Raw genomic sequence first — 26678 nt, 5'->3', positions numbered from 1 at the left:
TACCTTGATTCGTCATGCCAACTAAGCAAGAGCCTTCTTTTTTGTGGGGATGCATGTTGGTGCTGCTGAGCGCCGTCTGCTTCTCTGCCAAGGCCATCTTCATCAAACTGATCTATCGCGCAGCGCCTGTAGATGCTATTTCTGTGCTGGCGCTGCGTATGTTGTTTTCTCTGCCGTTCTATGTGATCACTGCGCTGGTGTTGTGGCGCCGTGAAGGTAACCAGCGCCTGAATGCCCGCCAGTGGCTGGGTATAGCTGCGCTGGGCATTTTCGGTTATTACCTCAGCAGCATTTTCGATTTCATGGGATTGCAATATATCTCCGCAGGCATGGAACGGCTGATCCTCTTTCTGTATCCCACTTTTGCCCTGCTGATGTCGGCCACCTTCTTCAAGAAGAAGATCACATCTCTGCAATGGAAAGCGATGTTGCTGGCCTATGCGGGCATGTGTATCGCTTTTGTGGGAGATATGCAGCACCAGGGCTTTGATAGTAAGTTGCTCATAGGATCCTTGCTGGTGGCGGCTTGCGCGGTTACCTATGCATTTTATATGGTAGGCGGCGGTGAGATCATCCCGCAGGTGGGCGCGATGAAATTCACTGCCTATGCTTTGTCGTTTGCCGCACTGGGCGTGCTTACGCATTACTTCGTGAAGTATGGCGCTACGCCGCGGCACTTTTCCGCTTATACGTTGTGGCTGAGTTTGTGCATTGCCGTTATCTCCACGGTGATGCCTACTTTCCTGCTATCGGCAGGGATTAAATATGTGGGCGCCGGCAATGCTGCGATCATTGCGAGTGTGGGGCCGGTGGCCACCATCTTGCTGGCAGCATTATTTTTACAGGAGGCGGTGACCTGGCAGCAGCTGATCGGAACAGCGCTGGTATTGGCCGGTGTGTTGCTGATCAGCCGGAAGAAGGAGCCGGCATAAAAAAACGAGCGGTCGGACATTACATCCGGCCGCCCGCTGATGGCAAGCAAAAAAAGGGTCGTTCATAGACAAATTTGTTTCTCCGTCATCATCTTGCGGAGATTTATCAGTCCATACCGCATACGACCCAGTGCGGTATTGATACTAACCTGTGTGAGGTCTGCAATTTCTTTGAAGCTCAGTTCTGCATAATGGCGGAGGATGATCACTTCCCGTTGTTCTTCCGGGAGCATGTCCAGCATACGGCGTACGCGGTCGTGGCTCTGACGGGTGATGATCTTTTCTTCTGCGCAGCTGTCGCTAAAACCTAATACATCGAAAATATCTTTGTCGTCGCCGGTTTTGATCATCGGCGTACGTTTGATCTTCCTGAAATGATCTACACAAAGGTTATGCGCGATACGCATGGCCCAAGGTAAAAATTTTCCTTTCTCCGTATAACGTTCTGCCCGAATGGTATCGATTATTTTTATGAAGGTGTCCTGGAAGATGTCTTCGGCGAGAAATGGATCTTTAACCAACAGGAGGATAGAAGTATATACCTTATCCTTATGGCGATGGACCAATTCTTCTAAAGCTGAAGTATGACCTTTCTTAAAAAGGGTGATCAACTGCTCGTCGCACAATTTGTACATTATTTGCATAAACTTCTACAACTAGACGGGTTAGTAAATAATACGGACTTTACAGCCTGTTGGTTGCTTTGATTACGTAGAGTTTAAGCGATAATGAGCAGTTTAAAAAGTTAAAGAAATTATTGTTGATCCAAGGTATAGCATACGTCCTTTGCAAATATAAAAGAATAGTTCAATAAAACAAATAATAAAAATAGCTTTCAGCCGTTGGCTGTTTTGCCTTTCAGCGGCTCCCGCAAGGGGTTATTGTTGCGCTTTTTTGGTAGCCGCCTAAAAGCCAATCAACTAGCTTTATTGAAACATCTTTTCCCTTAAATTTGTTCTGTAATGGGTACAAAAGTTAAGAAACAGGAAACTAGAATTGATCCTCAGGTAGTTAAACCTCAGGACAATATTTTCATAAAAGGCGCCAGGGTACACAACCTCAAGAATGTGAGCGTCTCTATTCCCCGCAATAAATTGATTGTGGTAACAGGTGTTTCAGGGTCGGGAAAATCTTCCCTCACTATGGACACCTTATATGCCGAAGGCCAGCGCCGCTATGCGGAAAGCCTCAGTGCATATGCACGTCAGTTCCTCATGCGGATGAACAAGCCGGATGTGGATTACATCAAAGGCATCTGCCCGGCCATCGCCATCGAACAAAAGGTGATCACCCGCACGCCGCGGTCCACCGTGGGTTCCATGACAGAGATCTACGATTACCTGCGCCTGCTCTTTGGCCGCGTAGGTAAAACATATTCCCCCATCTCCGGCCAGCTCGTAAAAAAACATGAAGTGAGCGATGTGGTGGACTATATCGTGAAACTCAAACATGGCAGCAAAGTATTGCTGCTGGTGCCTTTCCGCCGTCATGCCAAGAGAGATGCAAAAGAAGAGCTCAATATCCTCATGCAGAAAGGTTTTTCTCGTTTATACGTGGCCGGTAGCGAAGGCAATGGCCTGCTCCGCATCGAAGAGCTGCTGGAACAGAAAAAGCCCGCCATCAACGAAAATACTTGGGTGCTCATCGATCGCCTCGTGGTGAAGGATTTTAATGAAGATGACCAACATCGTATAGCCGACAGCGTGCAAACTGCATTTTATGAGGGCGAAGGTGATTGCTATGTAGAGATCGACGGGGGCGCAATGCAACATTTTGCCAACCGCTTTGAACTCGATGGATTGCAATTTGAAGAACCGGTGCCCAATCTCTTCTCCTTCAACAATCCCTATGGCGCATGCCCTGTGTGTGAAGGTTTTGGACAGGTGCTCGGCATCGACGCAGACCTCGTGATACCCGACAAACGCCTGAGCGTATACGAAGGCGCTATCGCGCCCTGGAGAGGGGAGAAGATGGGTGAATACAAAGAGGCGCTGATCAAGGCTTCCCGCAAGTTCGGCTTCCCGGTACACAAGCCGATCGCCGATCTTACCGACGAACAATACAAACTGTTATGGACAGGCAATGAACATTTTTATGGGCTCAACGAGTTCTTCAAAATGGTAGAACAGAACCTGTACAAAGTGCAATATCGCGTGCTGCAAGCCCGCTACCGTGGCCGCACCGTATGTCATGAATGTGGCGGCGGCAGGCTGCGCAAAGAAGCGCTCTACATCAAAGTGGGCGGCCGCAATATCGCCGAGCTGGTAGATATGCCGGTATCAGACCTGAAAGCCTGGTTTGATTCTCTCGCACTCAGCGAATACGATCAACAGGTAGGGAAACGTATCCTCATAGAAATTAACCACCGTCTGAAAACTTTGCTGGACGTAGGTTTGGGCTATCTCACACTCAATCGCGTAGCCAACACGCTCAGTGGTGGGGAAAGTCAGCGTATACAACTCACCCGTTCATTAGGCAGTAATCTTACTAATTCTCTTTATATCCTCGATGAACCGAGTATCGGTCTGCACGCCAGGGATACGCACCGCTTGATCGGCGTACTGAAAGAGTTGCGCGATCTCGGCAACACGGTAGTGGTAGTAGAGCACGACGAGCAACTGATGGCGGAAGCAGATTACATCATCGATATGGGGCCGCTGGCCAGTCATCTCGGTGGTGAAGTGATCTTTGAAGGTACTTACAAAGAGATATTGACCGATCCGAAAAGCTTGACTGGCAAGTATCTCAGCGGTAACTACCGCATCGACCCGCCACTGAAGATCCGCAAATGGAAAAAAGCGATCACCCTCGAAGGATGCCGTCAGCACAACCTGAAAGATATCACCGTAGATTTTCCTTTGCAGGTATTTACAGTGGTGAGCGGGGTGAGCGGATCCGGCAAAACCACGCTGGTAAAGCAAATCCTGTATCCTGCGTTGATGAAGTTGAAAGGTGAATTTGCCGAGAAAGTGGGCAATCACCGTGCTTTGAAAGGAGCGGTAGATGATATTACGCAGATCGAGATGATCGATCAGAACCCGATCGGTAAATCATCGCGTTCCAATCCGGTAACGTACATCAAGGCATACGACGAAATACGCGATCTCTTTGCACGGCAGCCGCTGAGCAAGATGCGCGGTTTCCAGCCGAAACATTTTTCTTTCAACGTGGACGGCGGCCGTTGCGACGCCTGCAAAGGAGAAGGAGAAGTGATCGTAGAAATGCAGTTCCTTGCAGATGTACACCTGACCTGCGAAAGCTGCGGTGGTAAACGATTTAAAGAAGAAGTGCTGGAAGTGACCTACAAAGGCAAAAACATCTACGACGTACTCGAACTCGGCGTAGACGAAGCCTTGGAATTTTTCAAAGATGAGAAAGATGTATGTAACAAGATCAAACCGCTCAGTGATGTTGGTCTTGGCTACGTGAAACTCGGCCAGAGCAGTGATACGCTCTCCGGCGGCGAAGCGCAACGTGTGAAGCTGGCATCATTCCTTGGTAAAGGCAAAGCGCAGGGGCATATCCTCTTCATCTTCGACGAACCCACTACGGGCCTGCATTTCCACGATATCAAGAAATTGCTCAACTCTTTCAACGCATTGATCGACCAGGGCCATACCGTACTGGTAATAGAACATAACCTCGATGTGATACGCAGTGCCGACTGGGCCATAGACCTCGGCCCCGAAGGAGGCGCCGGCGGCGGAAACCTGCTCTACGCGGGCGTTCCGGAAGGCTTGAAGAAAGTGAAGGAAAGTTATACAGCCAGATTCCTTTGATGACCAGGATTAAACGGATTTATAAGATTAATAAGATTTTACGGCGAGATCTTCTGGAGGAATAAATATAATCTTCCAGAAGATCTCGCCGTAAAATCTTATTAATCTTATAAATCCGTTTAATCCTGGTCATCTCAACCTATCCAATGATTTAATCAATTTCTCATCTTTATAAATCCCTCTCGCAGCGAGGAACAGCAATATGATCAGGGCCACCGGCAGAAAAGACGCGGGCAGGTAAGTAGCGCTCGTGATGGTAACGCCGCCGGAATTCAGCTTGTTAGCCGTTTGTTGTACAATGGAATATTGCAGCACCAGCGCGCCAATCGCAAAAAGGATGTTGAACACCGTTAACCGGAACTGGAGCTTTCTCCGCTTGTACAAAAAGATGCAGCCCAATGCCAACAGTATGATCACAATATAAATCACGTACATCACGTAATTGCTGGATGCATTCACGTAGGATTCAGTGCCATTGCTTAATTTGGCCTTCCAAAGATTATAGAACAGGGTGGCCGCACCAGCACCGGCAGCCAATAGGAGGTAAAGACTCTGGATGCGTTGTATCATGATATTTATGAATGTTTAACGCTGTAAAAGTAAGTAAATTTATGTTGTATCCCGTAGAGGTCACACTATTTTGGTAGACCTCCTTAGCACAATAGTTCGTATATTGCACGCCCAATAACAATCTATATATTTATATGGCAAGAAAACTGAATAAGCAGGATGCATTGGATTACCATGCAATGGGCAGGCCGGGTAAAATAGAAGTAATACCTACAAAAAACACCAAAACACAATGGGACCTTTCTCTTGCTTACTCTCCGGGAGTGGCAGAGCCTTGTAAAGAAATTCACAGAGACGTAGAAAACGTTTATAAATATACTGCCAAAGGCAACCTGGTAGGCGTTATCAGCAATGGTACTGCCGTACTGGGCCTCGGCGATATCGGACCTGAAGCCGGCAAACCCGTAATGGAAGGGAAAGCCGTACTCTTCAAGATCTTCGCCGATATCGATGTTTTTGATATTGAACTCAACACCAAAGACCCCGACAGCTTCGTAGCCGCTGTGAAAGCGCTGGAGCCTACTTTCGGCGGTATCAACCTGGAAGATATCAAAAGCCCGGAGTGCTTCGAAATTGAAGAACGCCTCCGCAAGGAACTGAAAATACCGATCATGCACGACGATCAGCACGGCACCGCCATCATCTCCGGCGCCGCCCTGCTGAATGCGCTCGAGCTGGTAAAGAAAAAAATTGATAAGGTGAAGCTGGTGGTGAATGGCGCAGGAGCCGCCGCCATGGCCTGCGTACAGCTGTACATCGCACTGGGCGCAAAAAAGGAAAACTTCATCCTCTTCGATAAAGACGGCGTACTCAATACCGATCGTAAAGACCTCACGCCCCGCCACATGCAGTTTGCCACCACTTCCAAAGTGAAAACGCTGGCAGAAGCCATGAAAGGCGCCGATGTATTTCTCGGTCTGTCTGTTGGTAACGTGGTAACAGCAGAAATGGTGAAGAGCATGACCAAGAACCCCATCGTGTTCGCTATGGCCAATCCTGACCCGGAGATCGCTTACGATACCGCCATCGCTGCGCGCCCGGACGTGATCATGGCTACCGGCCGCTCCGATTATCCTAACCAGGTGAACAACGTACTGGGCTTCCCGTATATCTTCCGTGGCGCCCTCGACGTTAGGGCCACACAGATCAATGAAGCCATGAAACTGGCCGCAGTAAGGGCTTTGGCAGAACTGGCCAAATCACCCGTGCCCGATATCGTGAACCTCGCCTATAACGAAAGGAACATTTTCTTCGGACCTAAATACATCATCCCGAAACCGCTCGATCCGCGCCTGCTCAGCACCGTGGCGCCCGCCGTCGCCAAAGCAGCCATGGAAAGCGGCGTAGCACAACACCCGGTTACCGACTGGGAAGCATACAAACAGGAACTGAACGGACGCCTTGGCCTCGACAACCAACTGTTCCGCGTAATTGGTACCAAAGCCCGCCGCGATCCCCGCAAGGTCGTTTTCGCGGAAGCAGACAATATCAAGATCCTGAAAGCCGCACAGGTAGTGGCCGACGAAGGCATCGCATTCCCGATACTCCTCGGTAATGAAGCCCGAATCCGCACCCTCATGGAAGAAAATGCGATCGAGATCGAAGATGTGGTGATCATCGATCCCAAGAGCGATGAAATGCAGGACAAACGCCATCATTTTGGTGAACTGTTCTTCGAAAAACGCAAACGCAAAGGTTTCAACCTCTACGAAGCCAAGAAGATCATGCGTGAACGCAACTACTTTGGCTGTATGATGGTGGAAACCGGCGAAGCAGATGCGCTCATCTCCGGCCTTACCCGTAAATATCCAGATACCATCCGTCCCGCATTGCAGGTGATCGGTATGGAAGAAGGCGCAAAACGTGTAGCCGGTATGTATATCATCCAAACCAAACGTGGCCCGCTGTTCCTCGCGGATACGACTGTTAACTTCAATCCCACCGCGGAAGAGCTGGCAGATATCACCCTGATGGTGGCCAAAGAAGTGAAACACTTCAACATCACGCCACGCATCGCGATGATCTCTTATTCCAACTTTGGTTCCAGCCAAACGCCGGAAGCACAGCTGGTCAGCAAAGCGCGCGAGATCGTGAAACAACGCGACCCCTCGCTCACCGTGGATGGCGAGATACAGGCTGCCATGGCTTTCAACAAAGAAATCCTGAAAGATAACTATCCGTTCACCGAATTGATGAATGATGAAGTGAACACGCTCATCTTCCCGAATCTTGCAGCTGGCAACGTAGCTTATAACCTCTTGCAGGAAGTAGCTGGCTTCGATGCGATCGGTCCGGTATTGCTCGGTATGAAAAAGCCGGTGCATATCCTGCAACTCGGTAGTACCGTACGCCAGATCGTGAACATGGTGAACATCGCCGTGGTAGATGCACAGGAAAAATGCTGCCGCGACAAAGAAGTGAAATCGAAGAAGAAGAAATAAATATTTAGGGATGTGAGGATTTTCGGATTTTTTGATTGGTGGGAGAGTCTCCCTCAATCAAAAAATCCGAAAATCCTTACATTCGTAAATGCAAACGATCTCCCGCAAAAAGATATTCTTTCCTATCAATCAGGCTTTCCGCAACTATCTCAAGTTGTACGAGCGGGAAGTGAAGCTGCCATTATCTTACGAAGAGCTGCGTTATTATGATCATGCTATCGCCGTATATGATAAGGATGGGAAAGACACCTTATGGGAAACGGCCTTCTACCCGCAAAGCATGATGGGGCCTATACATGCGGGCCTCAAGCGCATTTATTCCATTCTCAAAGCCGGTGGCGACCAGGCCGCCGAAGAACACCTTCACATCGAACGGATCGATTATTGCACCTTTGGTAATTCACATCCTTTCCGTATCAAGATCGTCAATAATTACAACGAAGTTTACGACTACTTCTACATCAAAATAGCCGATGCATCGCGCATCTACGGCCTGGAGCTGGAACACATCCTTTCTCCCTACTGGATGAATTTTCTGATAGATGGTAATACATTGGTAGAGGAGCACATCGCCGGTGTGCCCGGAGATCAGTTCATCGAGCATTACCTGAACCGCCCGGAATTTAATCCCAAACGTATCGCCAAAGAGTTCGTGAAATTCAATGAGCGCTGTTTCGCGCGCCTGTTGGGCGATATGCGCTCCTATAATTTCGTATTCGATATCACCCCTGATTTCGATGATGTGCAGTTCCGTATCAGGGCGATCGACTTTGATCAGCAGTTTTACGAAGGCAAACGTACTTTATATATGCCGCAGTTCTTCAAGGAGAACCGCGTGTTCGTGGAGCTGGCCATGAAGCACCTCAATGCAGAAGTGGTGAAACAATACCAGCAAGAGGAACGGGCACTGATGGCCCGCCGTATCAAAGTGCAGCGGCACCGCATCAAAGACCTCCGCGATGTGATCATGACCGACCGGGTATCGTTCCCCGAAAAGATACAGCAGCTGGGACAGGAACTGGCCGACTACTATCACGATCCCGTTTTTGCCCACTGTAAAACGATGGGCGAAATTATCGAGCGTAGCCTGAAACGCTTGCTGGTAAGCAGTTTGAGATAAGCAGCTGATTTAATCTGAATTTAGGATACGATTGGAAAAATCCTTCATATCTTTGACCAGTTATGGAGTTTAAATTCTTCTATCATTTCGGAAGCTACCTGCTCATGCTCAAAGGCATGTTTTCCCGGCCGGAAAACATGAAGATGTACTGGAAACAGTTTATGCAGCAATGTGTGGATATCGGCGTAGGGTCGTTCGGGATAGTGTTCATCATTTCGCTGTTCATGGGGGGTGTTACTACTTTGCAAACAGCTTATCAGCTGGTCAGCCCTATCATTCCCAAGAGTACCATTGCACAGGTGGTGAGAGATACCATCATCCTGGAATTTGCGCCCACGCTCACTTCTATCGTACTGGCTGGCGTGATCGGCTCCAAGATAGCATCAGAATTAGGTAACATGCGCATCTCCGAACAGATCGACGCATTGGAGATCATGGGCATCAATACCAAAGGATACCTGATCCTGCCGAAGATACTCGCCGCAGTGCTCATGATTCCCGTGCTGGTGGCCATTGCCGGCTTCCTCGGTATTTGGGGCGGTAAAGAAGCGGGCGTGTTGTCCGGCATCATCTCCAGCGAACAATTTATGCAGGGGCTGCGGCAAGAGTTTAAAGCATACAACGTATTTTTTGCCATGGCCAAATCCTATACATTTGGGTTTATCATTGCCAGCGTATCCGCTTACTACGGCTACAATGTGCAGGGCGGCGCCCTCGAGATCGGTAAGGCCAGCACCACCTCTGTGGTAGTAAGCTGTGTGCTTATCCTCTTCATGGACTACGCATTGTCGGCAATATTACTGTAAGCAATTACGAATAATCATGATTGAACTGCAAGACATAAAAAAAGGCTTTGGCGACAGGGAAATATTGAAAGGCGTATCCGCAGTAATGGAGTCGGGGAAGGTGAACCTCATCATCGGCGCCAGCGGCAGCGGCAAAACCGTGATGATGAAGTGCATGGTAGGCCTGATAGCAGTAGATAGCGGCAAGATCCTGTATGGCGATCAGGACTTTACCAGCATGGACGAGAAACAGAAAAAAGAAGTACGCCAGCAAATTGGAATGCTGTTCCAGGGCTCTGCATTGTTCGACAGCATGACCGTAGAACAGAATGTGATGTTCCCGCTGGATATGTTCGGTACAGGTAGTTACAGAGAGAAGAAAAAGCGGGTAGAAGAATGCCTGGAGCGAGTGAACCTGAAAGATGCCGCCAAAAAATTCCCTGCCGAGATCAGCGGCGGTATGAAAAAAAGGGTGGGGATCGCAAGGGCCATTGTGCTCAATCCCAAATACCTTTTCTGCGATGAGCCCAACTCCGGCCTCGATCCGCAGACCTCCCTCGTGATCGACAAATTGATCAAGGAACTGACCGTTGAATACAATATCACCACTGTTATCAATACCCATGATATGAACACCGTAATGGAAAGCGGTGATAACATCGTGTATATGTACCAGGGACAAAAACAGTGGGAAGGCAATAATAAAGAGATTGTTTTCAGCAAGGACCAGCGCCTGAACGACTTTATCTTCGCTTCCGAATTCCTCCGCGAAGCCAAGGAAATGCGCCAGCTCGACCTCTTCAAGGACGGCAGCTGGAAAGATGAGCTGAAAAAGCAGCAGGGCGGCGGCTCCAAATAACCGCAGGAACTAAATTGCAGAATTGTCCAAATCAGCTTATTTTTGCCGCACCTGACAGATAAACATATAAAATAATAAACCAATAAAACAAGCGCGATGAGTGTTTTAGTTAATAAGGATAGTAAAGTGATTGTTCAGGGATTTACCGGTACTGAAGGTACATTCCATGCTACACAGATGATCGAATACGGTACACAGGTGGTTGGCGGCGTTACGCCTGGTAAAGGCGGCACTACTCACCTGGAACGCCCGGTGTTCAATACCGTTGCCGATGCCGTAAAAGCTACTGGCGCCAATGTTTCTATCATTTTCGTTCCGCCGGCTTTTGCAGCTGACGCCATCATGGAAGCTACCGAAGCAGGTATTGCCCTGGTGGTTTGTATCACAGAAGGCATTCCTGTTCAGGACATGATCAAAGCCAAAAACTTCCTGCAGGGTACTAACACCCGCCTCATCGGGCCTAACTGCCCAGGCGTGATCACCGCCGAAGAAGCCAAAGTAGGTATCATGCCCGGCTTCATCTTCAAAAAAGGCAAGATCGGTATCGTATCCAAATCCGGTACCCTCACCTACGAAGCGGCCGACCAGGTAGTAAAAGCTGGTCTCGGTGTTTCTACCGCCATCGGTATCGGTGGCGACCCGATCATCGGCACCCCCACCAAAGATGCTGTGGAACTGCTGATGAACGATCCCGAAACAGAAGGTATCATCATGATCGGCGAAATCGGCGGCAGCATGGAAGCTGAAGCTGCCCGCTGGATCAAAGAAAATGGTACCAAACCTGTTGTTGGCTTCATCGCTGGCCAGACTGCGCCTCCGGGCCGCCGTATGGGCCACGCCGGCGCTATCATCGGCGGAGCCGAAGATACTGCCGCCGCTAAAATGAAGATCATGGCCGAATGTGGCGTTCACGTTGTGGAAAGCCCCGCCAACATCGGTAAAACAATGGCAGAAGTACTGAGCAAAAAAGGCGTACTCGCGTAAGCCTTTCTTCAATATCTTCAAGGTGAAAAGTGAATCGGGCCAACCCGCCACTTTTCACCTTTTTTATTTTATGGAATTGCTGTTAGTCCCCGCATCTATCTGCTGTAGATAAAGTAACTTACCTTAAATCCAAACCCTGTATGAGATCATTCATCAGCATAGTCATTGTTTTAATCATTAGCACCAACAACATGATGGCCCAATCCAAATACACCGGACTGTGGAATGCGGTAGCAAAAGAAGAAAAGAACGGCCTGCCCAAATCAGCCCTTAAAATTGTAAACGAGATTTACGATCAGGCTGTGAAAGACAAGAACGAAGGCGAACAACTCAAAGCGCTGATACATCAGCTCAAATACACGTCCGCCTTCTCCGACAGCAGCGTGCAACAGAACCTCGAGCATGTCAGCAAAGAGATCACCCGTACCAGCGGCATCCAGCGCGCCGTGCTCCAAAGCCTCAGAGGCGAGATGCTCTGGAACTATCTCATGAACAACCGCTATCGCCTCTACAATCTCACCACCATCGCCAACGACGAAGGCGGCGACATCACCACCTGGACCGCCAGCCGGCTCAATCGCGAGATCACAGCCGCCTACCAGGCATCCCTGGAACCAGCCGCCCTGCTGAAGAAAACAGATTATGAACCACTCGCGCCAGTGATCGATAAAGGCAAAAACACCGATGGCCTCTGGCCCTCGCTCTACGATCTCCTCGCGCATCGTGCCCTCGACTATTATAAATCCGGCGAAAGTACCCTGCAACACCCGGCCAACCAGTTCGAACTCGACGATCCCGCCGCATTCGCGCCAGCAGCCACTTTCGCCAGCCACCACTTCAAAAATACAGACAGCGCTTCCCTGCAATACCGCGCCCTGCTGCTCTTTCAGGAACTCCTCTCCACACATGAAAAAAATGGACAGAACGCCGCCCTCCTCGAAGCCGACAAAGACCGCATCAGCTACATGAAGCAGATCAGCGTAGCTCCCGAACATGATGAACTATACGAAAAAGCATTGTCGCAAATGATGCAGACCTACAGCCATGAAAGCGGCGTGGCAGAGATCATGGCAATGCTGGCAGGCGAATACTTTATGAAGGGAAGGCCCGCCGGCAACGAGCATCCAGGCAATGCGGAAAAAATGAGACAGGCAAAAGCTCTGGCGGAAAAAGCCATCGCGCAATATCCGGGATCATACGGCGCTATACAAGCCAGCAACCTGCTGTATACGATCAACAGCAAATCGCTCGATTTTTCGGTGGAAAAAGTGAATGTGCCTGAACAACCCTTCCGCCTGCTCGTGAAATACACCAACATCAATAAAGTATACCTGCGCCTCCTGCCCTTGAATGACGATACCCGCAAAGCCTTGCTGTATGAGGGCCGCTTCGATGTCAACAATAAAACGATCAGCAACTTCCTGAAATCCCCAAGCCTCAAAACCTGGGATCAGCCGCTGCCCGATCCGCAGGACTATCTCCCGCACAGCACAGAAATAAAAGTAGACGCCCTGCCGGTAGGACAATACTTCCTGCTGGTATCCAACGATCCTTCTTTCTCTTCAGAAAAAAATCTGATGACGGGCCAGCTGCTCAGCGTATCCAATATTTCGTATATCCATAACGGTAAAGATGCCTATGCGCTGGACCGCAGCACCGGCGCGCCTTTGGCCGGCGCCCGCCTGGATCTCTGGACCTACGATATCTACCAGGACAAGAAAGAACCCAAGCTGATCTTCAATGGCAATACCAACAAAGATGGCAGCATCCACATCTCTACAGATGTATCCCTGGATTACTACAGTGTGCTCATTCGCTGGACCAATGGCAAAGACTCACTCTATATTACCGATAACGACGCTTATCTCTACCACTCCAATGAGGCGGCAACAAAGGCGACGCCGAAGCCGCAAACCTTCCTGTTTACCGACAGGAGCATCTACCGGCCCGGACAAACCCTTTACTTCAAAGGCATTGTATTGCAGAAAGACAAGGACGGCAACGGGAGCAAGCCGCTGGAAGGCTTTACCACCAACGTGTTGCTCTATGATGCCAACTATCAGAAGGTAGCCCAGATGGTACAGCTCACCAATGAATATGGTTCCTACTCCGGCAAGTTCACCCTGCCGGAAGGCCGTTTGAACGGGGAATACAGGTTGGTAGATGAAAAAACGAAATCGGAAGTTTATTTCAGCGTAGAAGAGTACAAACGCCCGAAATTTGAAGTGAAGTTCGATACCGTGAAACTGGCTTATCGTTTAGGCGATACCGTTATCACCCACGCCAAAGCCCTGGCGTACGCCGGTAATAATATCGATGGCGCCACCGTAAAATACCGGGTGGAAAGAAGGGTGCGTTTCCCTTATCCCTGGCTTACGCGCGGCTATATTCCTTACGGCAGCAGCCGTGAGATCACCAGTGGCACCACCACGACTGCCGCAGATGGCAGCTTCAGTGTGCGCTTCCCTGCATTGCCCGACAGGACCATCAACCCGGCTACGAAACCCATTTTCACCTATGTGGTAACAGCTGATGTTACCGATATCAACGGTGAAACAAGAAGTGGCAGCCAGGATATCAGCGCCGGCTACCAATCGCTGGAAATCGAAATGGCGATGCCAGCAGCTGCCGTGCAGAAAGATATCAAACAGGCGCACATACAAACCCGGAACCTCAATGGCGCCTTCGTTCCCGTAACCATGCAACTGCAACTGAAACCAGTGCAACCCGGCAAACGCTTGCTGCGCCCGCGTTACTGGCCACAGCCGGATCAGTTTGTGATGGCGGAAGAGGAATATGTTAAACTGTTTCCGAAAGATATTTATAAAGATGAAGATAAGCAGGATACATGGCCTCGCGGCGCATCGCTGTATCAGAAAGAAGTGGTGAGCACCTCCGATGGCAAAGTGGCGCTGGATCTTCCCAAACTGGCGCCAGGACTGTATGAATTGCAGGTAAACGCCAAAGATGATAAGGGCGATACCGTGCAGCAACGGGCCGTATTCGAGATCATCAATCCTGATATAAAAGAACTGCCTTATCCATCCTATCTATGGAAATACATATCCTCAACCAGCGTTCAACCCGGCGAAACGGCTACCATCTTGCTCGGCTCATCAGCTAAAGACATACACCTGGTACAAGCCCTGAGAAGGCAAAATGCCAAAGAGCAATTTTCTGTAGTTGATTTTTCCGGAACGAAGAAATTCGATGTCAAAGCTACAGAGCAAGATCGTGGCGGTATCAGCACCGCTTTCACGTTTGTGAAAGACAGCCGGGTGTTCAGCATCAATGAAACAATTGCAGTGCCCTGGGATAGCAAAGACCTGCAAATGAAGCTGGCGGCGCATCGCAATAAACTGGAGCCTGGCGAAAAAGAACAATGGAGCATACAGATCACTGGTCATAATGGCGACAAGGCCGCTGCCGAATTGCTGGCCACCATGTACGATGCTTCCCTGGATGCCTTCCGCACGCACGATTGGCAGGTGCCCGGCATCTATCCGTACATCGGCAGCGCCACCTCTTTTGCAGGCCTCAATAACTTCGATGATATCAGCAGCGTGATGCTGGTGAACGGAATGGATCAACGCCCTGATATATTTAAAGAACGCATATTCCCTTCACTCAACCTCTTTGGTTGGAGCATCGGCCAACCCGTATACCGCTATGGTAATAACGTACGGATAAGAGGTGTGGCCAGCATGGGTGTGGCGCCAGCTGCTCCGGCGCCATCAGCAGAAAGACGGATGATGAAAAAAGAATTGGCTGTGGCGATGGTACAGGCAGATGATGCAGCAGGCGCGAAGGTGGCCGATACTACTGGCAAGGGCGGCGAAAGCAAACCTGTCAATGAGCCAACAGCCATCGCCCGCAAAGATTTCCGCGAAACCGCCTTCTTCTTCCCGGCGCTCCATACCGATAAAGATGGCAATGTCACCTTCGGTTTCACCATGCCGGAAGCCCTGACCAAATGGAAGTTCCTCGGTCTTGCACATACGAAAGAACTGGCCTTCGGCTACCAAACCGCCGACATCGTTACACAGAAAACCTTAATGGTGCAGCCCAATGCACCGCGGTTCCTGCGCGAAGGCGATAAGATCTCCTTCTCCGCCAAAGTAAGTAACCTCTCCGATACACAACTGATTGGCCATGCGCGCCTCGAACTCCTCGATGCCGCCACCATGCAGCCGGTAGATGGCTGGTTCCAGAACATCTTCCCCGTGCAACATTTTACCGCCAAGGCAGGACAGAGCGCCGTGGTGAACTTCCCCTTACAGATACCTAACGGTTTCGCCTCTACGTTGTTGTACCGCATCACCGCCCAGGCAGGTAATTTCAGCGATGGAGAAGAAAATGCACTGCCAGTGCTCACCAATCGCATGCTGGTAACGGAATCCATGCCACTGGCCATGCGCGGCGACGGTAAAGAACAATTCACCTTTACCAAACTGCTGCACAGTGGCGAATCACAAACACTGCAACAACATGCCATCACGGTAGAATATACCAGTAACCCTGCCTGGTATGCCGTGCAGGCATTGCCATACCTGATGCAGTTCCCCTACGAGTGTGCAGAACAGGTGTTCAACCGCTACTATGCAAATGCCCTGGCTACGCACATCGTGGCCACCGTGCCGGCGATCAAAACCATCTTCGATAAATGGAAAACAACAGATACGGCCGCATTGCTCAGCAATCTCCAGAAAAATGAAGAGCTGAAATCCTTGCTGCTGCAGCAAACCCCCTGGGTGCTGGAAGCAAAAAATGAAGCAGAACGGAAACATAATATCGCCCTGCTGTTCGATCTGAACACCATGGATAAAGGTCGCAATGCTGCCCTGAAATCGCTGAAAGAAAAGCAGCTGGGAAATGGGGCCTTCCCCTGGTTCTCCGGCATGTGGGAGGATCGTTATATCACGCAATACATCCTTGCGGGTATCGGTCACCTGCAACAGATCGCTACACTTAATGATCCGGATGCAAAGGCGATCGCCAAAAAAGCGATCGGCTATCTCGATCAACGTCTCGTCGCAGATTATAAAGAAGTGCAGAAAGCGAAGAACAAAAACGCCGACCAGCTGTCGCAGATACAGGTACATTATCTCTACGCCCGCTCGTTCTTCAATGAGCCAATGTCCGCCGCTACCCGCACTGCTATGGATTATTACCTCGCCCAGGAGAAAAAACACTGGCTCACGCAAAGCAAATTTGCCCAGGGTATGATCGCCATCACCTTGTTCAAAAACGACGACAAGGTAACGCCAACGGCTATACTAAAATCGCTGAAAGAAAATGCGATGAACAGCAAAGAGATGGGTATGTACTGGAAAGATATTACCGGCGGATACGACTGGTACCAGGCCCCCATCGAAACACAGGCATTGCTGATCGAGGCATTTGATGTGGTGGGGAAAGATGCCAACGCCGTAGCAGATATGAAAACCTGGCTCCTGAAAAACAAACAAACCAATAACTGGCATACCACCAAAGCCACTGCCGACGCATGTTACGCCATGCTGCTGCATGGCAGTAACTGGCTTGCCGCCACACCGCAAGTGCATATCCAGCTCGGAAATGAGACCATCAGCTCTGCTACGGAATCAACGGAAGCAGGCACCGGTTATCTCAAAACCCGCATCGATACAAAGGATGTAAAACCAGCCATGGGTAACATCTCCGTAACGGTGAAAGACAGCAAAGGCCAACCTTCCTGGGGAGCCGTTTACTGGCAATATTTCGAACAGCTCGATAAAATTACCGCCGCCAAAACACCACTCGTCATAGAAAAAGAATTGTTCAGGGAAGTGAACAGCGATCAAGGCCCGGTGCTCACAAAGATCACAGAAGGCCATGAGCTGAAAATAGGCGATAAAGTGAAAGTGCGCATCGTATTGCGCACCGACCGCAGCATGGAATACATCCATCTGAAAGATATGCGTGCCGCCTGTTTCGAGCCTGCCAATGTTATCAGCGCAGCTAAATGGCAGAACGGCCTCAGCTACTACGAAAGCACCCGCGATGCCAGTACAGACTTCTTCTTCAGTTATTTGCCAAAGGGGACTTACGTGTTCGAATACACGCTGTTCACCACCCACGAAGGCAAGTTCTCCAATGGCATCAGCACCGCGCAATGCATGTATGCTCCGGAGTTCAGCGCACATAGCGAAGGACTGAATTTTAAAGTTGCGGAATAAAATAAATAATAAAGTCGCCAAAAACAGGGACCGCAGCGTCCCTGTTTTTGTTTTAATACCTTCGCGTAATCATGAAGCAAGTGGATTATATCATAGCAGGGCAAGGGATTGCGGGCACGATGCTCAGCTGGTTTCTGCTGAAGGCCGGCAAAAAAGTACTGGTGATCGACGATGCCAAACCCAATAGCGCGTCGCGCGTGGCAGCCGGTATCATCAACCCGGTATCGGGCCGGCGTTTCGAACCTGCATGGCTATACGAAACGATTTACCCTTTTGCGCAGTGCACTTACTATGAACTATCGTCCCTGCTGCAAACGGATATCTTTACGGAGCGCGAACTGTGGACGGTATTTCCTTCGCAGCAAATGCGCGATGCCTTTATAGCCAAATCGGCGAAAGGCATCACGGATCAATACTCGGAAATGCCCGCCAGTCTGCGTTATGAGGGGATCCTTGATCAGCCTTTCGGCGCGGCAGTCATCAGGGGCGCCACGGTGAACCTGAAAGCCTTGCTGCCGGCCTATCGGCGCTACCTTTTGCAACAGGGCGCCCTGGAGGAGCGTCACCTGGAACTGTCGGCGCTGCATATCTCTCCCGATAAAATTATTTATGAAGAGATCATTGCCGAGAAGATTATTTTCTGCGATGGAATGGCCACCGCGGCTAACCCTATGTTTGAGGCGATCAGGTTTTTGCCAAACAAAGGAGAAGTGCTGCTGGTGCGGATTCCAGGCCTGCAAACAAATGATATCATCAAGAAAGGGATCACCTTGGTGCCGCAGGGCGGAGACCTGTTCTGGGCCGGTTCTACTTTCGTATGGGATTATACAGACGAGCGGCCTACGGCCGCGCAACGCGCCCACCTGGAAAAAGGACTGCAACAATTATTAAAGATTCCCTATACGATAGAAGGCCAGCTGGCGGCAGTACGGCCTTCGGGCAACGACCGGCGGCCTGTCATCGGCTTCCATCCTGCATATCCGGCGGCTGGCATCTTTAACGGGCTGGGTACTAAAGGCTGCTCGCTGGCGCCCTTTATGGCCGCGCATTTCACGGAGGCAATCCTGGGAAAGTCGCTACTGATGCAGGATGTGGACCTGAATAGATATTTTAACACACGCCGGGGGTAAAATGCCCGCGGCAAACCGTATCTTTGCCCCCCTTGCGGGTATGGCTGAACAAAGGTATAGTGGTCATGAACAATGGGCGGCTTTCCCGGTATTCTTCCATAAAACTATTAAAATCAATTATTTACGCATGTACAGGACGCACACTTGCGGGGAATTAAGAATAGAACAGGTTGGTCAGGAAGTAACACTGGCCGGATGGGTACAAACAGTAAGAAAGTTCGGTAGCATCAACTTTTTTGATCTGCGCGACCGCTACGGCATCACGCAGCTGTTGTTCGGCGAAAATCTCAATGCAAAACTTGATAGCCAGCCATTGGGCCGCGAGTTCGTTATCCAGGTAACGGGCATCGTAACCGAGCGTTCCAGCAAGAACCCGAACCTCCCTACCGGCGATATCGAGATCACCGTGAAGGATTATACTATCCTCAACGCCGCTAAAACACCGCCTTTCACCATCCAGGATGATACCGATGGCGGTGATGAGCTGCGCATGAAATACCGCTACCTCGACCTGCGTCGCAATATCGTGAAACAGAACCTGGAACTGCGTTACAGGGTAGGCCGCGCTGCGCGCGTGTTCCTGCATACGCAAGGCTTCATGGATATAGAAACACCTTTCCTGATCAAATCCACACCGGAAGGCGCCCGCGACTTCGTAGTGCCCAGCCGCATGAACCCGAATGAGTTCTATGCCCTGCCTCAGTCGCCGCAAACCTTCAAGCAACTCCTCATGGTAAGTGGTTACGACCGCTACTACCAGATCGTGAAATGCTTCAGGGATGAGGATCTCCGTGCCGATCGCCAGCCGGAGTTCACGCAAATTGACTGCGAAATGAGTTTCGTAGACCAGGAAGATGTGCTCCATACTTTTGAAGAGATGATGAAATATATCTTCAAGGAGATCAAAGGCATTGAGTTCGACGGCGCCTTCCCGCGCATGACCTGGGACGATGCCATGGAATACTATGGTAACGATAAACCCGATATCCGCTTCGAAATGAAGCTGGTAAACCTCGGCGATACCGTTAAGAACAAAGGTTTCAAAGTATTCGATGATGCCGAGCTGGTAGTGGCTATCGCCGCAAAAGGTTGCTCGGAATATACCCGCAAACAGCTCGATGAGCTGACAGAATGGGTAAAACGCCCGCAGATCGGCATGAGCGGCCTCATCTACGTTAAATATAATACAGACGGTACGCTGAAAAGCTCTGTGGATAAATTCTTTGACGAAGGTCAACTGAAGTTATGGGCAGAAAAATGCCAGGCACAGCCGGGCGATCTCATACTGGTATTGGCTGGCAAAGAAGAACGTACCCGCAAGGCTATGAGCGAGCTGCGCCTGGAAATGGGCGAGCGCCTCGGTCTCCGCAATAAAAACGAGTTCAAGCCGTTGTGGGTAATAGACTTTCCGCTGTTTGAATACGCGGAAGAGGAAAACCGCTGGGTGGCCCGTCACCATCCATTTACGTCGCCCAAGCCGGAACACATCGTTCTGATGGACGATATGTCACAATACGCCCGGATCAAGGCAAATGCCTACGATATTGTATTGAACGGTACTGAAGTAGGAGGTGGATCTATCCGTATCTTCCAGCGCGACCTGCAAGAGAAAATGTTTGCTGCGCTGGGAATGTCCAAAGAAGAAGCAGCCCATAAGTTCGGTTTCCTGCTGGGTGCCTTTGAATATGGCGCGCCGCCACATGGTGGTATCGCCTTCGGATTTGACCGCTTGTGCTCGTTACTGGGTGGCAGTGAGAGCATCCGCGACTTTATCGCCTTCCCAAAAAATAACTCGGGCCGCGATGTGATGCTGGATGCGCCGAGTGAGATCGATCAAAAGCAGCTGGACGAATTACAGATCAGCCTGGTTAAATAGGGTCGGCATAATATTTGTTATTTGCTGGCCTCGTAAGCGGAAATCCCCTTTGATATGGTTGCAAAACCGCATCAAAGGGGATTGGCATAATTATAAAAGACTACATTTTTTAACAAGAAATTAACGGAAGAAGAAGGAAAGAGAGAAGACGTATTATTTAATTTTTTAAAGTAATATTGCGGTGTGATCATCGTTGATATGTGAGGTAAGAAGTGATGCTGAAAACAAACAACAAACTATCACCTGATACAAAAACTACTGCTATGAGAATTCCCAAATTCTTAAGGGGCAAAGGTTGGTTATGTGCGGTGTTTTTATTGCTAATGCTCAGCAATGTTGGGTTTGCGCAACAATCCACAAACAATTATTTGAAAAAATTTAAACCGGTTTCTGTGGAACTGATGCAGGAAACAGGCATCCCCGCCAGTGTAATACTGGGCGTAGCCATGCTGGAATCCGGTACCGGCACCAGCAGGAACGCAAGGCTGCTGCATAACCACTTTGGTATTGTAGGCAGCAACAACATGTCCAAAATAAAACCCGGACACAGATCAAGATATAAACAATATCTTTCTGATCTTGCATCCTACGAACATTTTGTGCAACTGCTGGCCAAAAAGAAATGGTTCACGCAGCTGAAAGGTAACCCCGAGTATGCAGTATGGCTCAAACATATGAACCACAGCGGCTACTCTTCCGCCGGGCACGAATGGATAAAACGCGTAACTTCGATCATTAACAGATACAAACTATATAAGCTGGATGCCAACATGGACAGCGTAGCCCGGGGATCATGATAAAACCGCAGGCCCGCCATGCAGCAACCGGTGATGTGTAAATCGATTCATGAATATGATGCCTGGCAAAAATAAGTCTGCCTATCCTTTTTTAATTATCGCTGGATCATTGGTATGCCTCGTGGCATTGTCCCAACTTAATTACAGCTTTTCGTATAAAGATTTTCAATTCAAAAAACTGGATATGCTGTCCGAACTCCGGACAGCATCCCAGCCTGAAAACCGCCAGCTATCTAATACATCGCCTAGGAAACAAACTGTTGCCCGGGACTCCTCTACAGTTACCCAACCTGGGGACTCGGTTACCCATATTCCCGATCCTGATGCCACACATGACTTTATGTCGTATACCGGCATTATGCAATACGCCGCCGCCAATGGCGATACCTCGGAAGGTATCCAGCATTTCCTGCAAGCCCTCCGCGAGCTGAAAGCCGGCAAACGCAAAAAAGTACGTATCGCCTACTTCGGCGACTCCATGATAGAAGGAGATCTCATCACCGGGGACCTGCGCGACAGCCTCCAGCGCTATTTCGGCGGACAAGGCGTAGGATACATGCCTGTTACCTCCGTGGTGGCCACTTTCCGGACCACCATCAATCATACCTTCTCCACCGACTGGAAAGATTATCACTATAAAAATTCGCCCCCTTCAGACCTGACACTGGGATTGTCCGGCCATACATTCCTGCCCGGAACCGGCAGCTGGATCAGGTATTCGCCCGTACGCAAACCCCGCCTCGATAAATTCGATGAAGTATCTGTTCTGTATGGTCCGGGTAATGGCGCTACCCTCAACATTAACGATAAAGCCTATACGCTTTCCGGCAATGCGCCAGTGAACCGCCTCGACCTGCAACAGGATACCGGCCATCAGGCGCTGGTCATAAAATATAGCGGCGGCAATACCATCCCCTTCTATGGCGTTTGTTTCGAAGGCGACGATGGCGTATATGTGGATAACTATTCCTTCAGAGGCATCAGCGGCGTAGAGCTGGGCCACCTCTCCGCAGAGATGGTCCGCAAAATGCAGCAGGAACGCCCGTATGACCTCGTGGTACTGCATTACGGCGCCAATGTACTGTTCCGTCCGGAACTCACAGACTATAGCTGGTACGAGCGCCCGATGAAAAAAGTGATCGACTCTTTACGCAACGACCTGCCCGCCACCTCTTTCCTGATCGTAGGCACGGCAGACAAATCATACAAAAGCGGCGACCGTTATGTAACAGCGCCCGGTGTGGAAGCATTGCTCAAAGTACAACACGAACTGGCCGCAGATAAAGGTACCGGCTACTGGAACCTCTTTGCCGCCATGGGCGGGCAAGGCTCCATGACCAAGTGGGTGGAGGGAGATACCACTTACGCCAATAAAGACTATACACACTTTAACCGACAGGGAGCGGCCAAGGTAGGGGCGCTGCTGTATAAAGCCATCATGAATGAGTACAGCCAGGCACAACATCCTTAAAGGAATAATGGCGGTAACGCTGCTATTCACCGGTATATCGACCTATGCACAACAGTTCTCCGGCAGTAATACCATCCAACAGGATACAGCACTGTACCGGTTCTTCAACAGTTTGCAACATGCCGACAGCAGCGTGATCTCCATATTACATCTCGGCGATTCACATGTGCAGGCAGGCCATTTTCCGATGGCCACCGGCATCATGCTGCAACAACAGTTTGGCAATGCAGGCCGCGGCTTCGTATTCCCTTATAACGTTGCCGGCACCAATGGCCCGGAAGACTACCGCTGGAACAGCACGGTGCGCTGGCAATCGGATCGCGTGGTAGATCGTTCCAAATCACCGGTGCTCGGCCCCGGCGGTATTGATATCACCACGCTGCAACATAGTCCCACACTGGCTTTCACCGGCAAGCAAGACGCCGGCCCCGACAATAATTTCAATAAGGTACAACTCCTGTACGATGCCCATAATACCAACACCACCGTGGTAGCGCCCGATGCCGAAGTAACGGTAACGCCTACACCGTTTCCGGGATCTTCTACGATCAGTATGGCTACGCTCAGCTTCCTGCAGCAGCAGCAATCGTTCCAGGCTCGCTGGGAAGGCGGCAGCGGCCCGCTTACCTTCTATGGGGCCGTGCTGAAGAATGGCCACAGTGGCGTGTTGTATCATAGCGTTGGCATCAACGGCGCCATGTACCAACACTATAATGATGTCAATAATATCCTGCTGGCGCAGATGGCTGTGCTGGCGCCTCAGCTGGTGATCATCTCCCTCGGTACCAATGAAGCCTACGGGAAATTTGATCCTTTCCAGTTCCGGGGCGAGATCGATAAAACCGTGCAACTGATCCGCCAGCAATTGCCGGCAGTCAATATCCTGTTAACTACGCCACCGGATTGCATGCGTGCGGTACGTACCTCTTATCGTAAAAAAGTAGGTAAAAAGAAGTGGAAAACTTATTATCGCGTTTCATATTACCCGAATCCCTATATCGCTATGGTAACGCAGCAGATAATGGGATATGCCCGTGAACATGGCCTCGCCTGCTGGAATTTCAATGCTGTCAATAAAGCGCAGCATGCGCAGTTCAGTGGCGCCTGGGCGGGCGACCATATCCATTTTAATGTGAGAGGCTATCAGTTGCAAGGCCAGCTCTTGTACGAAGCCATCAAACAATCGTGGAACAGATACCTGGGAGAATCAAAGAAAAATATTTTAACCGCCAATGATCGACTTTAACAAGCTGTTGTCCGAATTAGTTTATAATCCATCAGATCCGGTATTATTCAACAGCGCCTTTTTCTTCTATTATTTTGCATTGTTCCTGATGTGCTACCTCGCCGTGCATCGCAGCAAAACGGGGCGCGTGTGGGTATATACGCTCTTTTCGCTCTATTTCTTTTACAAGGCCTGCGGCTACTACGTAGGCCTGGTGATCCTTTCGGCGATCGTCGATTTCAATCTTTCCCGCTGGATACACCGTACGCCCAGCCGTGCTGTCAAGAAATCGCTGCTGGTGTTCAGTATCCTGCTCAATATCGGCCTGCTATTCTATTTTAAGTACACGAATTTCTTTATCGGTATCATCAACGATTTTGGCGCAGGCCACATTCCGCTGCTGAAGCTGACCTTGCCGATTGGTATCTCTTTTTATACCTTCGAAAACCTGAGTTATACAATAGATGTTTACAGAGATGAGATAGAACCGGTGAACAGTTTCATGGATTATCTCTTCTTCCTGTCTTTCTTCCCCAAACTGATGATGGGACCGATCGTGCGTGCGGCCGACTTCATCCCGCAGATATCAAAACCCTACCGCATTGAATCAGAGGATATCGGCAAAGGCATGTACCTCATCATGAGCGGGCTGTTCAAGAAGATTGTGATATCGGATTTCATCTACCAGAACTTTGTACAATATATTTTTGACGATCCAAGTAAGCATACCGGGCTGGAATGCCTGCTCGGCGTGTATGGATATGCGTTAGTAATCTACTGCGACTTTTCCGGGTATTCGGATATGGCGCTGGGCATTGCCCGCTGGACGGGCTTCCGCATCCCGCCTAACTTTGACTCGCCTTATCAAAGTTCTTCCATCACAGAGTTCTGGCGCAGATGGCATATTTCTCTCTCAAGCTGGTTGCGCGATTACCTGTATATCCCGCTGGGCGGTAACCGCAAAGGCAAGGTGCGGCAATATATCAACCTGGGCCTCACCATGCTGATCGGCGGTTTCTGGCATGGCGCCAGCTGGAACTTTATCTTCTGGGGCGGCATGCATGGCAGTTTGCTGGCCATCGACAAAGTGCGGATCGACTGGCTCAAAAAACGCCAGATTGTGTTCGAAGGCTGGAAAGGCAATCTGCTCAAGGTATTGGGCGTTCTCTTTACTTTCCACTTCGTTTGTTTCTGCTGGATATTCTTCAAGGCAGCCACTTTCCACGATGCCTGGGCGCTGATACACCAGGTGGTGTACGATTTCCAGCCAGACATATGGCCTGAGCTCTATCAAGGTTATACTGCAGTGTTCTGGGTAATGGTGTTGGGCTTCATCCTGCATTTCCTGCCGCGCAGGGCAGAGTTTTCCACAGAGGCCTTGTTGAGCCGCGTACCCGTGGTAGGTAGCGTGCTGATCATGGTGGTGTTCATCTGGCTACTGGTACAGGTGAAGAGCACGCAACCCATGATACCGATCTATTTCCAGTTCTAATAATGCTTCTGGTGCGGGATGTAGAGCGTACAGCTTTGCTCGCCTGTGATCGATAAAAAGAAATGATTGCCGCTCATCTTGAAATACCCGCTGCGGCAGCTATCGTTGATAAAGTCGTACATGGGCGCACCAGCCTCCGAAAAAGACATGTTCAGATCCAGTTGCAGGTAATCGCCAGCCGGTACTTGTTTGTTATACAGGTTGGGCGATTTCATCAGCTCATAGTGATTCTTATAGTATTCCGGCCTGTTTGGTATCAGCATGCCTACGTACATGCGTAACCGTTCGTAGGAGGTAGATGGCACCGCATCCAGCGTACCGGTAACGATCATGCCATCTTTGATGTTATGCAGCTTCAGCAGGATTTCCAGCGTATCAAATTTGTAACGTAATTTCTCCACCAGGTTCCGCACCGGATCCCTATGGCCCGGAAGTCGATAGTAGTAAAGGGTATAAGCAGGTAATTTTACCGGTACCATATTATCTGTACAGAAAATATCGCGGTAGCCGTCCTGCGATTGAGTAATGATCCTTGTACGCCGCATGGTTTCATGTTCATTGGGGAGAAACGGCCTTTTGCGGAATGCTGTTGGCGTGAGGCTGAATACTTTCTTGAAATCATTGGAAAAGTTGGCCAGCGTGTAAGCTACAAAATCTGCAATATCGGTGATACGATAACCGCTGTGGCGAAGCAATCCACCGGCGGCTTCCAGTTTCCGCAATATGATATCTTGCTTGAATGGTATACCGAATATCTCTTCATATCGTCGTGTCAGTGTTTGCGGATACACATTCAGCATTTCAGCAATTTCCTTGACAGTAAAGGTTTTATGTGGATAGCTATCTACTATAGACATGGCTTTCAAACAGATGTGGTACCAGTAAAGATAGGTTTCCGGTTTTTTCATAGTAAAGGAGTTTATGGTGATTTGAGATTTAATAATATTATTTCAATTTTGAGAATGATAAAACGAAGTTGGCCTGATGAAACTCAGATTAACTAGCCCTTAACAGATATGA

17 protein-coding genes are annotated in these 26678 nt (G+C 49.8%); 14 read left to right on the top strand and 3 right to left on the bottom strand.

Features of this window, described 5'->3' with window-relative positions:
- Positions 1-14: 14 nt before the first annotated feature.
- Positions 15-932 carry a DMT family transporter gene (locus FPG75_RS24815; protein ID WP_143310741.1) on the top strand — a complete coding sequence of 306 codons (918 nt, stop codon included), beginning with the start codon at positions 15-17 and terminating at the stop codon, positions 930-932.
- Between the two features lie 62 nt (positions 933-994).
- Here FPG75_RS24815 and FPG75_RS24810 read toward each other — a convergent pair whose 3' ends face one another.
- Positions 995-1567 carry an RNA polymerase sigma factor gene (locus FPG75_RS24810; protein ID WP_143310740.1) on the bottom strand — a complete coding sequence of 191 codons (573 nt, stop codon included), beginning with the start codon at positions 1565-1567 and terminating at the stop codon, positions 995-997.
- A gap of 327 nt (positions 1568-1894) precedes the next feature.
- On the opposite strand from FPG75_RS24810, the gene uvrA reads away from it, so the two are divergent.
- Positions 1895-4711, top strand: a complete 2817-nt coding sequence (gene uvrA / locus FPG75_RS24805) for an excinuclease ABC subunit UvrA (protein WP_143310739.1) — start codon at positions 1895-1897, stop codon at positions 4709-4711.
- A gap of 129 nt (positions 4712-4840) precedes the next feature.
- On the opposite strand, the gene FPG75_RS24800 is transcribed toward uvrA, so the two are convergent.
- Positions 4841-5281 (bottom strand): DUF4293 domain-containing protein, encoded by a 441-nt coding sequence (locus FPG75_RS24800; RefSeq protein WP_143310738.1) that lies wholly within the window; start codon positions 5279-5281, stop codon positions 4841-4843.
- Between the two features lie 134 nt (positions 5282-5415).
- Between FPG75_RS24800 and FPG75_RS26405 the strand changes: the two genes are divergently transcribed.
- From FPG75_RS26405 to FPG75_RS24740, 12 genes are all read left to right on the top strand, one after another.
- Positions 5416-7722, top strand: coding sequence for an NADP-dependent malic enzyme (locus FPG75_RS26405; RefSeq protein WP_143310737.1), 2307 nt, complete (start codon positions 5416-5418; stop codon positions 7720-7722).
- 88 nt (positions 7723-7810) lie between these two features.
- Positions 7811-8842: a hypothetical protein gene (locus FPG75_RS24790; RefSeq protein ID WP_143310736.1), complete on the top strand. Its 1032-nt coding sequence runs from the start codon at positions 7811-7813 to the stop codon at positions 8840-8842.
- A 62-nt stretch (positions 8843-8904) separates the two neighbouring features.
- Complete coding sequence (locus FPG75_RS24785; RefSeq protein WP_143310735.1) at positions 8905-9648, top strand: MlaE family ABC transporter permease; 744 nt, start codon at positions 8905-8907, stop codon at positions 9646-9648.
- A gap of 16 nt (positions 9649-9664) precedes the next feature.
- On the top strand, positions 9665-10486 hold the full coding sequence (locus FPG75_RS24780; protein WP_143310734.1) for an ABC transporter ATP-binding protein: 822 nt from the start codon (positions 9665-9667) through the stop codon (positions 10484-10486).
- A gap of 96 nt (positions 10487-10582) precedes the next feature.
- On the top strand, positions 10583-11470 hold the full coding sequence (gene sucD / locus FPG75_RS24775; RefSeq protein ID WP_143310733.1) for a succinate--CoA ligase subunit alpha: 888 nt from the start codon (positions 10583-10585) through the stop codon (positions 11468-11470).
- Positions 11471-11610: 140 nt separating this feature from the next.
- Positions 11611-17667 (top strand): alpha-2-macroglobulin family protein, encoded by a 6057-nt coding sequence (locus tag FPG75_RS24770; RefSeq protein WP_143310732.1) that lies wholly within the window; start codon positions 11611-11613, stop codon positions 17665-17667.
- A gap of 71 nt (positions 17668-17738) precedes the next feature.
- Positions 17739-18797 carry an NAD(P)/FAD-dependent oxidoreductase gene (locus FPG75_RS24765; protein ID WP_143310731.1) on the top strand — a complete coding sequence of 353 codons (1059 nt, stop codon included), beginning with the start codon at positions 17739-17741 and terminating at the stop codon, positions 18795-18797.
- Positions 18798-18924: 127 nt separating this feature from the next.
- A complete protein-coding gene (aspS, locus tag FPG75_RS24760) occupies positions 18925-20673 on the top strand; it encodes an aspartate--tRNA ligase (protein ID WP_143310730.1) in 1749 nt (582 codons plus the stop codon).
- A gap of 368 nt (positions 20674-21041) precedes the next feature.
- Positions 21042-21470, top strand: coding sequence for a glucosaminidase domain-containing protein (locus tag FPG75_RS24755; protein WP_161596914.1), 429 nt, complete (start codon positions 21042-21044; stop codon positions 21468-21470).
- A gap of 184 nt (positions 21471-21654) precedes the next feature.
- Positions 21655-22941 carry an SGNH/GDSL hydrolase family protein gene (locus FPG75_RS24750; RefSeq protein WP_143310728.1) on the top strand — a complete coding sequence of 429 codons (1287 nt, stop codon included), beginning with the start codon at positions 21655-21657 and terminating at the stop codon, positions 22939-22941.
- On the top strand, positions 22913-24187 hold the full coding sequence (locus tag FPG75_RS24745) for a GDSL-type esterase/lipase family protein (RefSeq protein WP_143310727.1): 1275 nt from the start codon (positions 22913-22915) through the stop codon (positions 24185-24187). Before FPG75_RS24750 ends, FPG75_RS24745 begins: the two co-directional genes overlap by 29 nt.
- The gene (locus FPG75_RS24740; RefSeq protein ID WP_143310726.1) at positions 24174-25658 is read left to right on the top strand and encodes an MBOAT family O-acyltransferase; all 1485 of its coding nucleotides are present in this window, start codon (positions 24174-24176) and stop codon (positions 25656-25658) included. Before FPG75_RS24745 ends, FPG75_RS24740 begins: the two co-directional genes overlap by 14 nt.
- Here FPG75_RS24740 and FPG75_RS24735 read toward each other — a convergent pair.
- Positions 25655-26566 carry a helix-turn-helix domain-containing protein gene (locus FPG75_RS24735; RefSeq protein WP_143310725.1) on the bottom strand — a complete coding sequence of 304 codons (912 nt, stop codon included), beginning with the start codon at positions 26564-26566 and terminating at the stop codon, positions 25655-25657. The two genes, FPG75_RS24740 and FPG75_RS24735, sit on opposite strands and share 4 nt — an antisense overlap.
- Positions 26567-26678 lie beyond the last annotated feature (112 nt).

The sequence above is a fragment of the Chitinophaga vietnamensis genome (assembly GCF_902167635.1).
GTDB classification, from domain to species: domain Bacteria; phylum Bacteroidota; class Bacteroidia; order Chitinophagales; family Chitinophagaceae; genus Chitinophaga; species Chitinophaga vietnamensis.
The sequence above is the reverse complement of the archived record's forward strand: the minus strand, read 5'-3'. Positions and strand labels throughout refer to the sequence as shown.

Bases quoted from the DNA above. Each gene is read 5' to 3' on its own strand.
- FPG75_RS24815 (WP_143310741.1), top strand. From the start codon at position 15: ATGCCAACTAAGCAAGAGCCTTCTTTTTTGTGGGGATGCATGTTGGTG.
- FPG75_RS24745 (WP_143310727.1), top strand. From the start codon at position 22,913: ATGAGTACAGCCAGGCACAACATCCTTAAAGGAATAATGGCGGTAACG.
- uvrA (WP_143310739.1), top strand. From the start codon at position 1,895: ATGGGTACAAAAGTTAAGAAACAGGAAACTAGAATTGATCCTCAGGTA.
- FPG75_RS24740 (WP_143310726.1), top strand. From the start codon at position 24,174: ATGATCGACTTTAACAAGCTGTTGTCCGAATTAGTTTATAATCCATCA.
- sucD (WP_143310733.1), top strand. From the start codon at position 10,583: ATGAGTGTTTTAGTTAATAAGGATAGTAAAGTGATTGTTCAGGGATTT.
- FPG75_RS24735 (WP_143310725.1), bottom strand. From the start codon at position 26,566: ATGAAAAAACCGGAAACCTATCTTTACTGGTACCACATCTGTTTGAAA.
- FPG75_RS24785 (WP_143310735.1), top strand. From the start codon at position 8,905: ATGGAGTTTAAATTCTTCTATCATTTCGGAAGCTACCTGCTCATGCTC.
- FPG75_RS24765 (WP_143310731.1), top strand. From the start codon at position 17,739: ATGAAGCAAGTGGATTATATCATAGCAGGGCAAGGGATTGCGGGCACG.
- FPG75_RS24790 (WP_143310736.1), top strand. From the start codon at position 7,811: ATGCAAACGATCTCCCGCAAAAAGATATTCTTTCCTATCAATCAGGCT.
- FPG75_RS24800 (WP_143310738.1), bottom strand. From the start codon at position 5,281: ATGATACAACGCATCCAGAGTCTTTACCTCCTATTGGCTGCCGGTGCT.
- aspS (WP_143310730.1), top strand. From the start codon at position 18,925: ATGTACAGGACGCACACTTGCGGGGAATTAAGAATAGAACAGGTTGGT.
- FPG75_RS24810 (WP_143310740.1), bottom strand. From the start codon at position 1,567: ATGTACAAATTGTGCGACGAGCAGTTGATCACCCTTTTTAAGAAAGGT.
- FPG75_RS24780 (WP_143310734.1), top strand. From the start codon at position 9,665: ATGATTGAACTGCAAGACATAAAAAAAGGCTTTGGCGACAGGGAAATA.
- FPG75_RS26405 (WP_143310737.1), top strand. From the start codon at position 5,416: ATGGCAAGAAAACTGAATAAGCAGGATGCATTGGATTACCATGCAATG.
- FPG75_RS24770 (WP_143310732.1), top strand. From the start codon at position 11,611: ATGAGATCATTCATCAGCATAGTCATTGTTTTAATCATTAGCACCAAC.
- FPG75_RS24750 (WP_143310728.1), top strand. From the start codon at position 21,655: ATGCTGTCCGAACTCCGGACAGCATCCCAGCCTGAAAACCGCCAGCTA.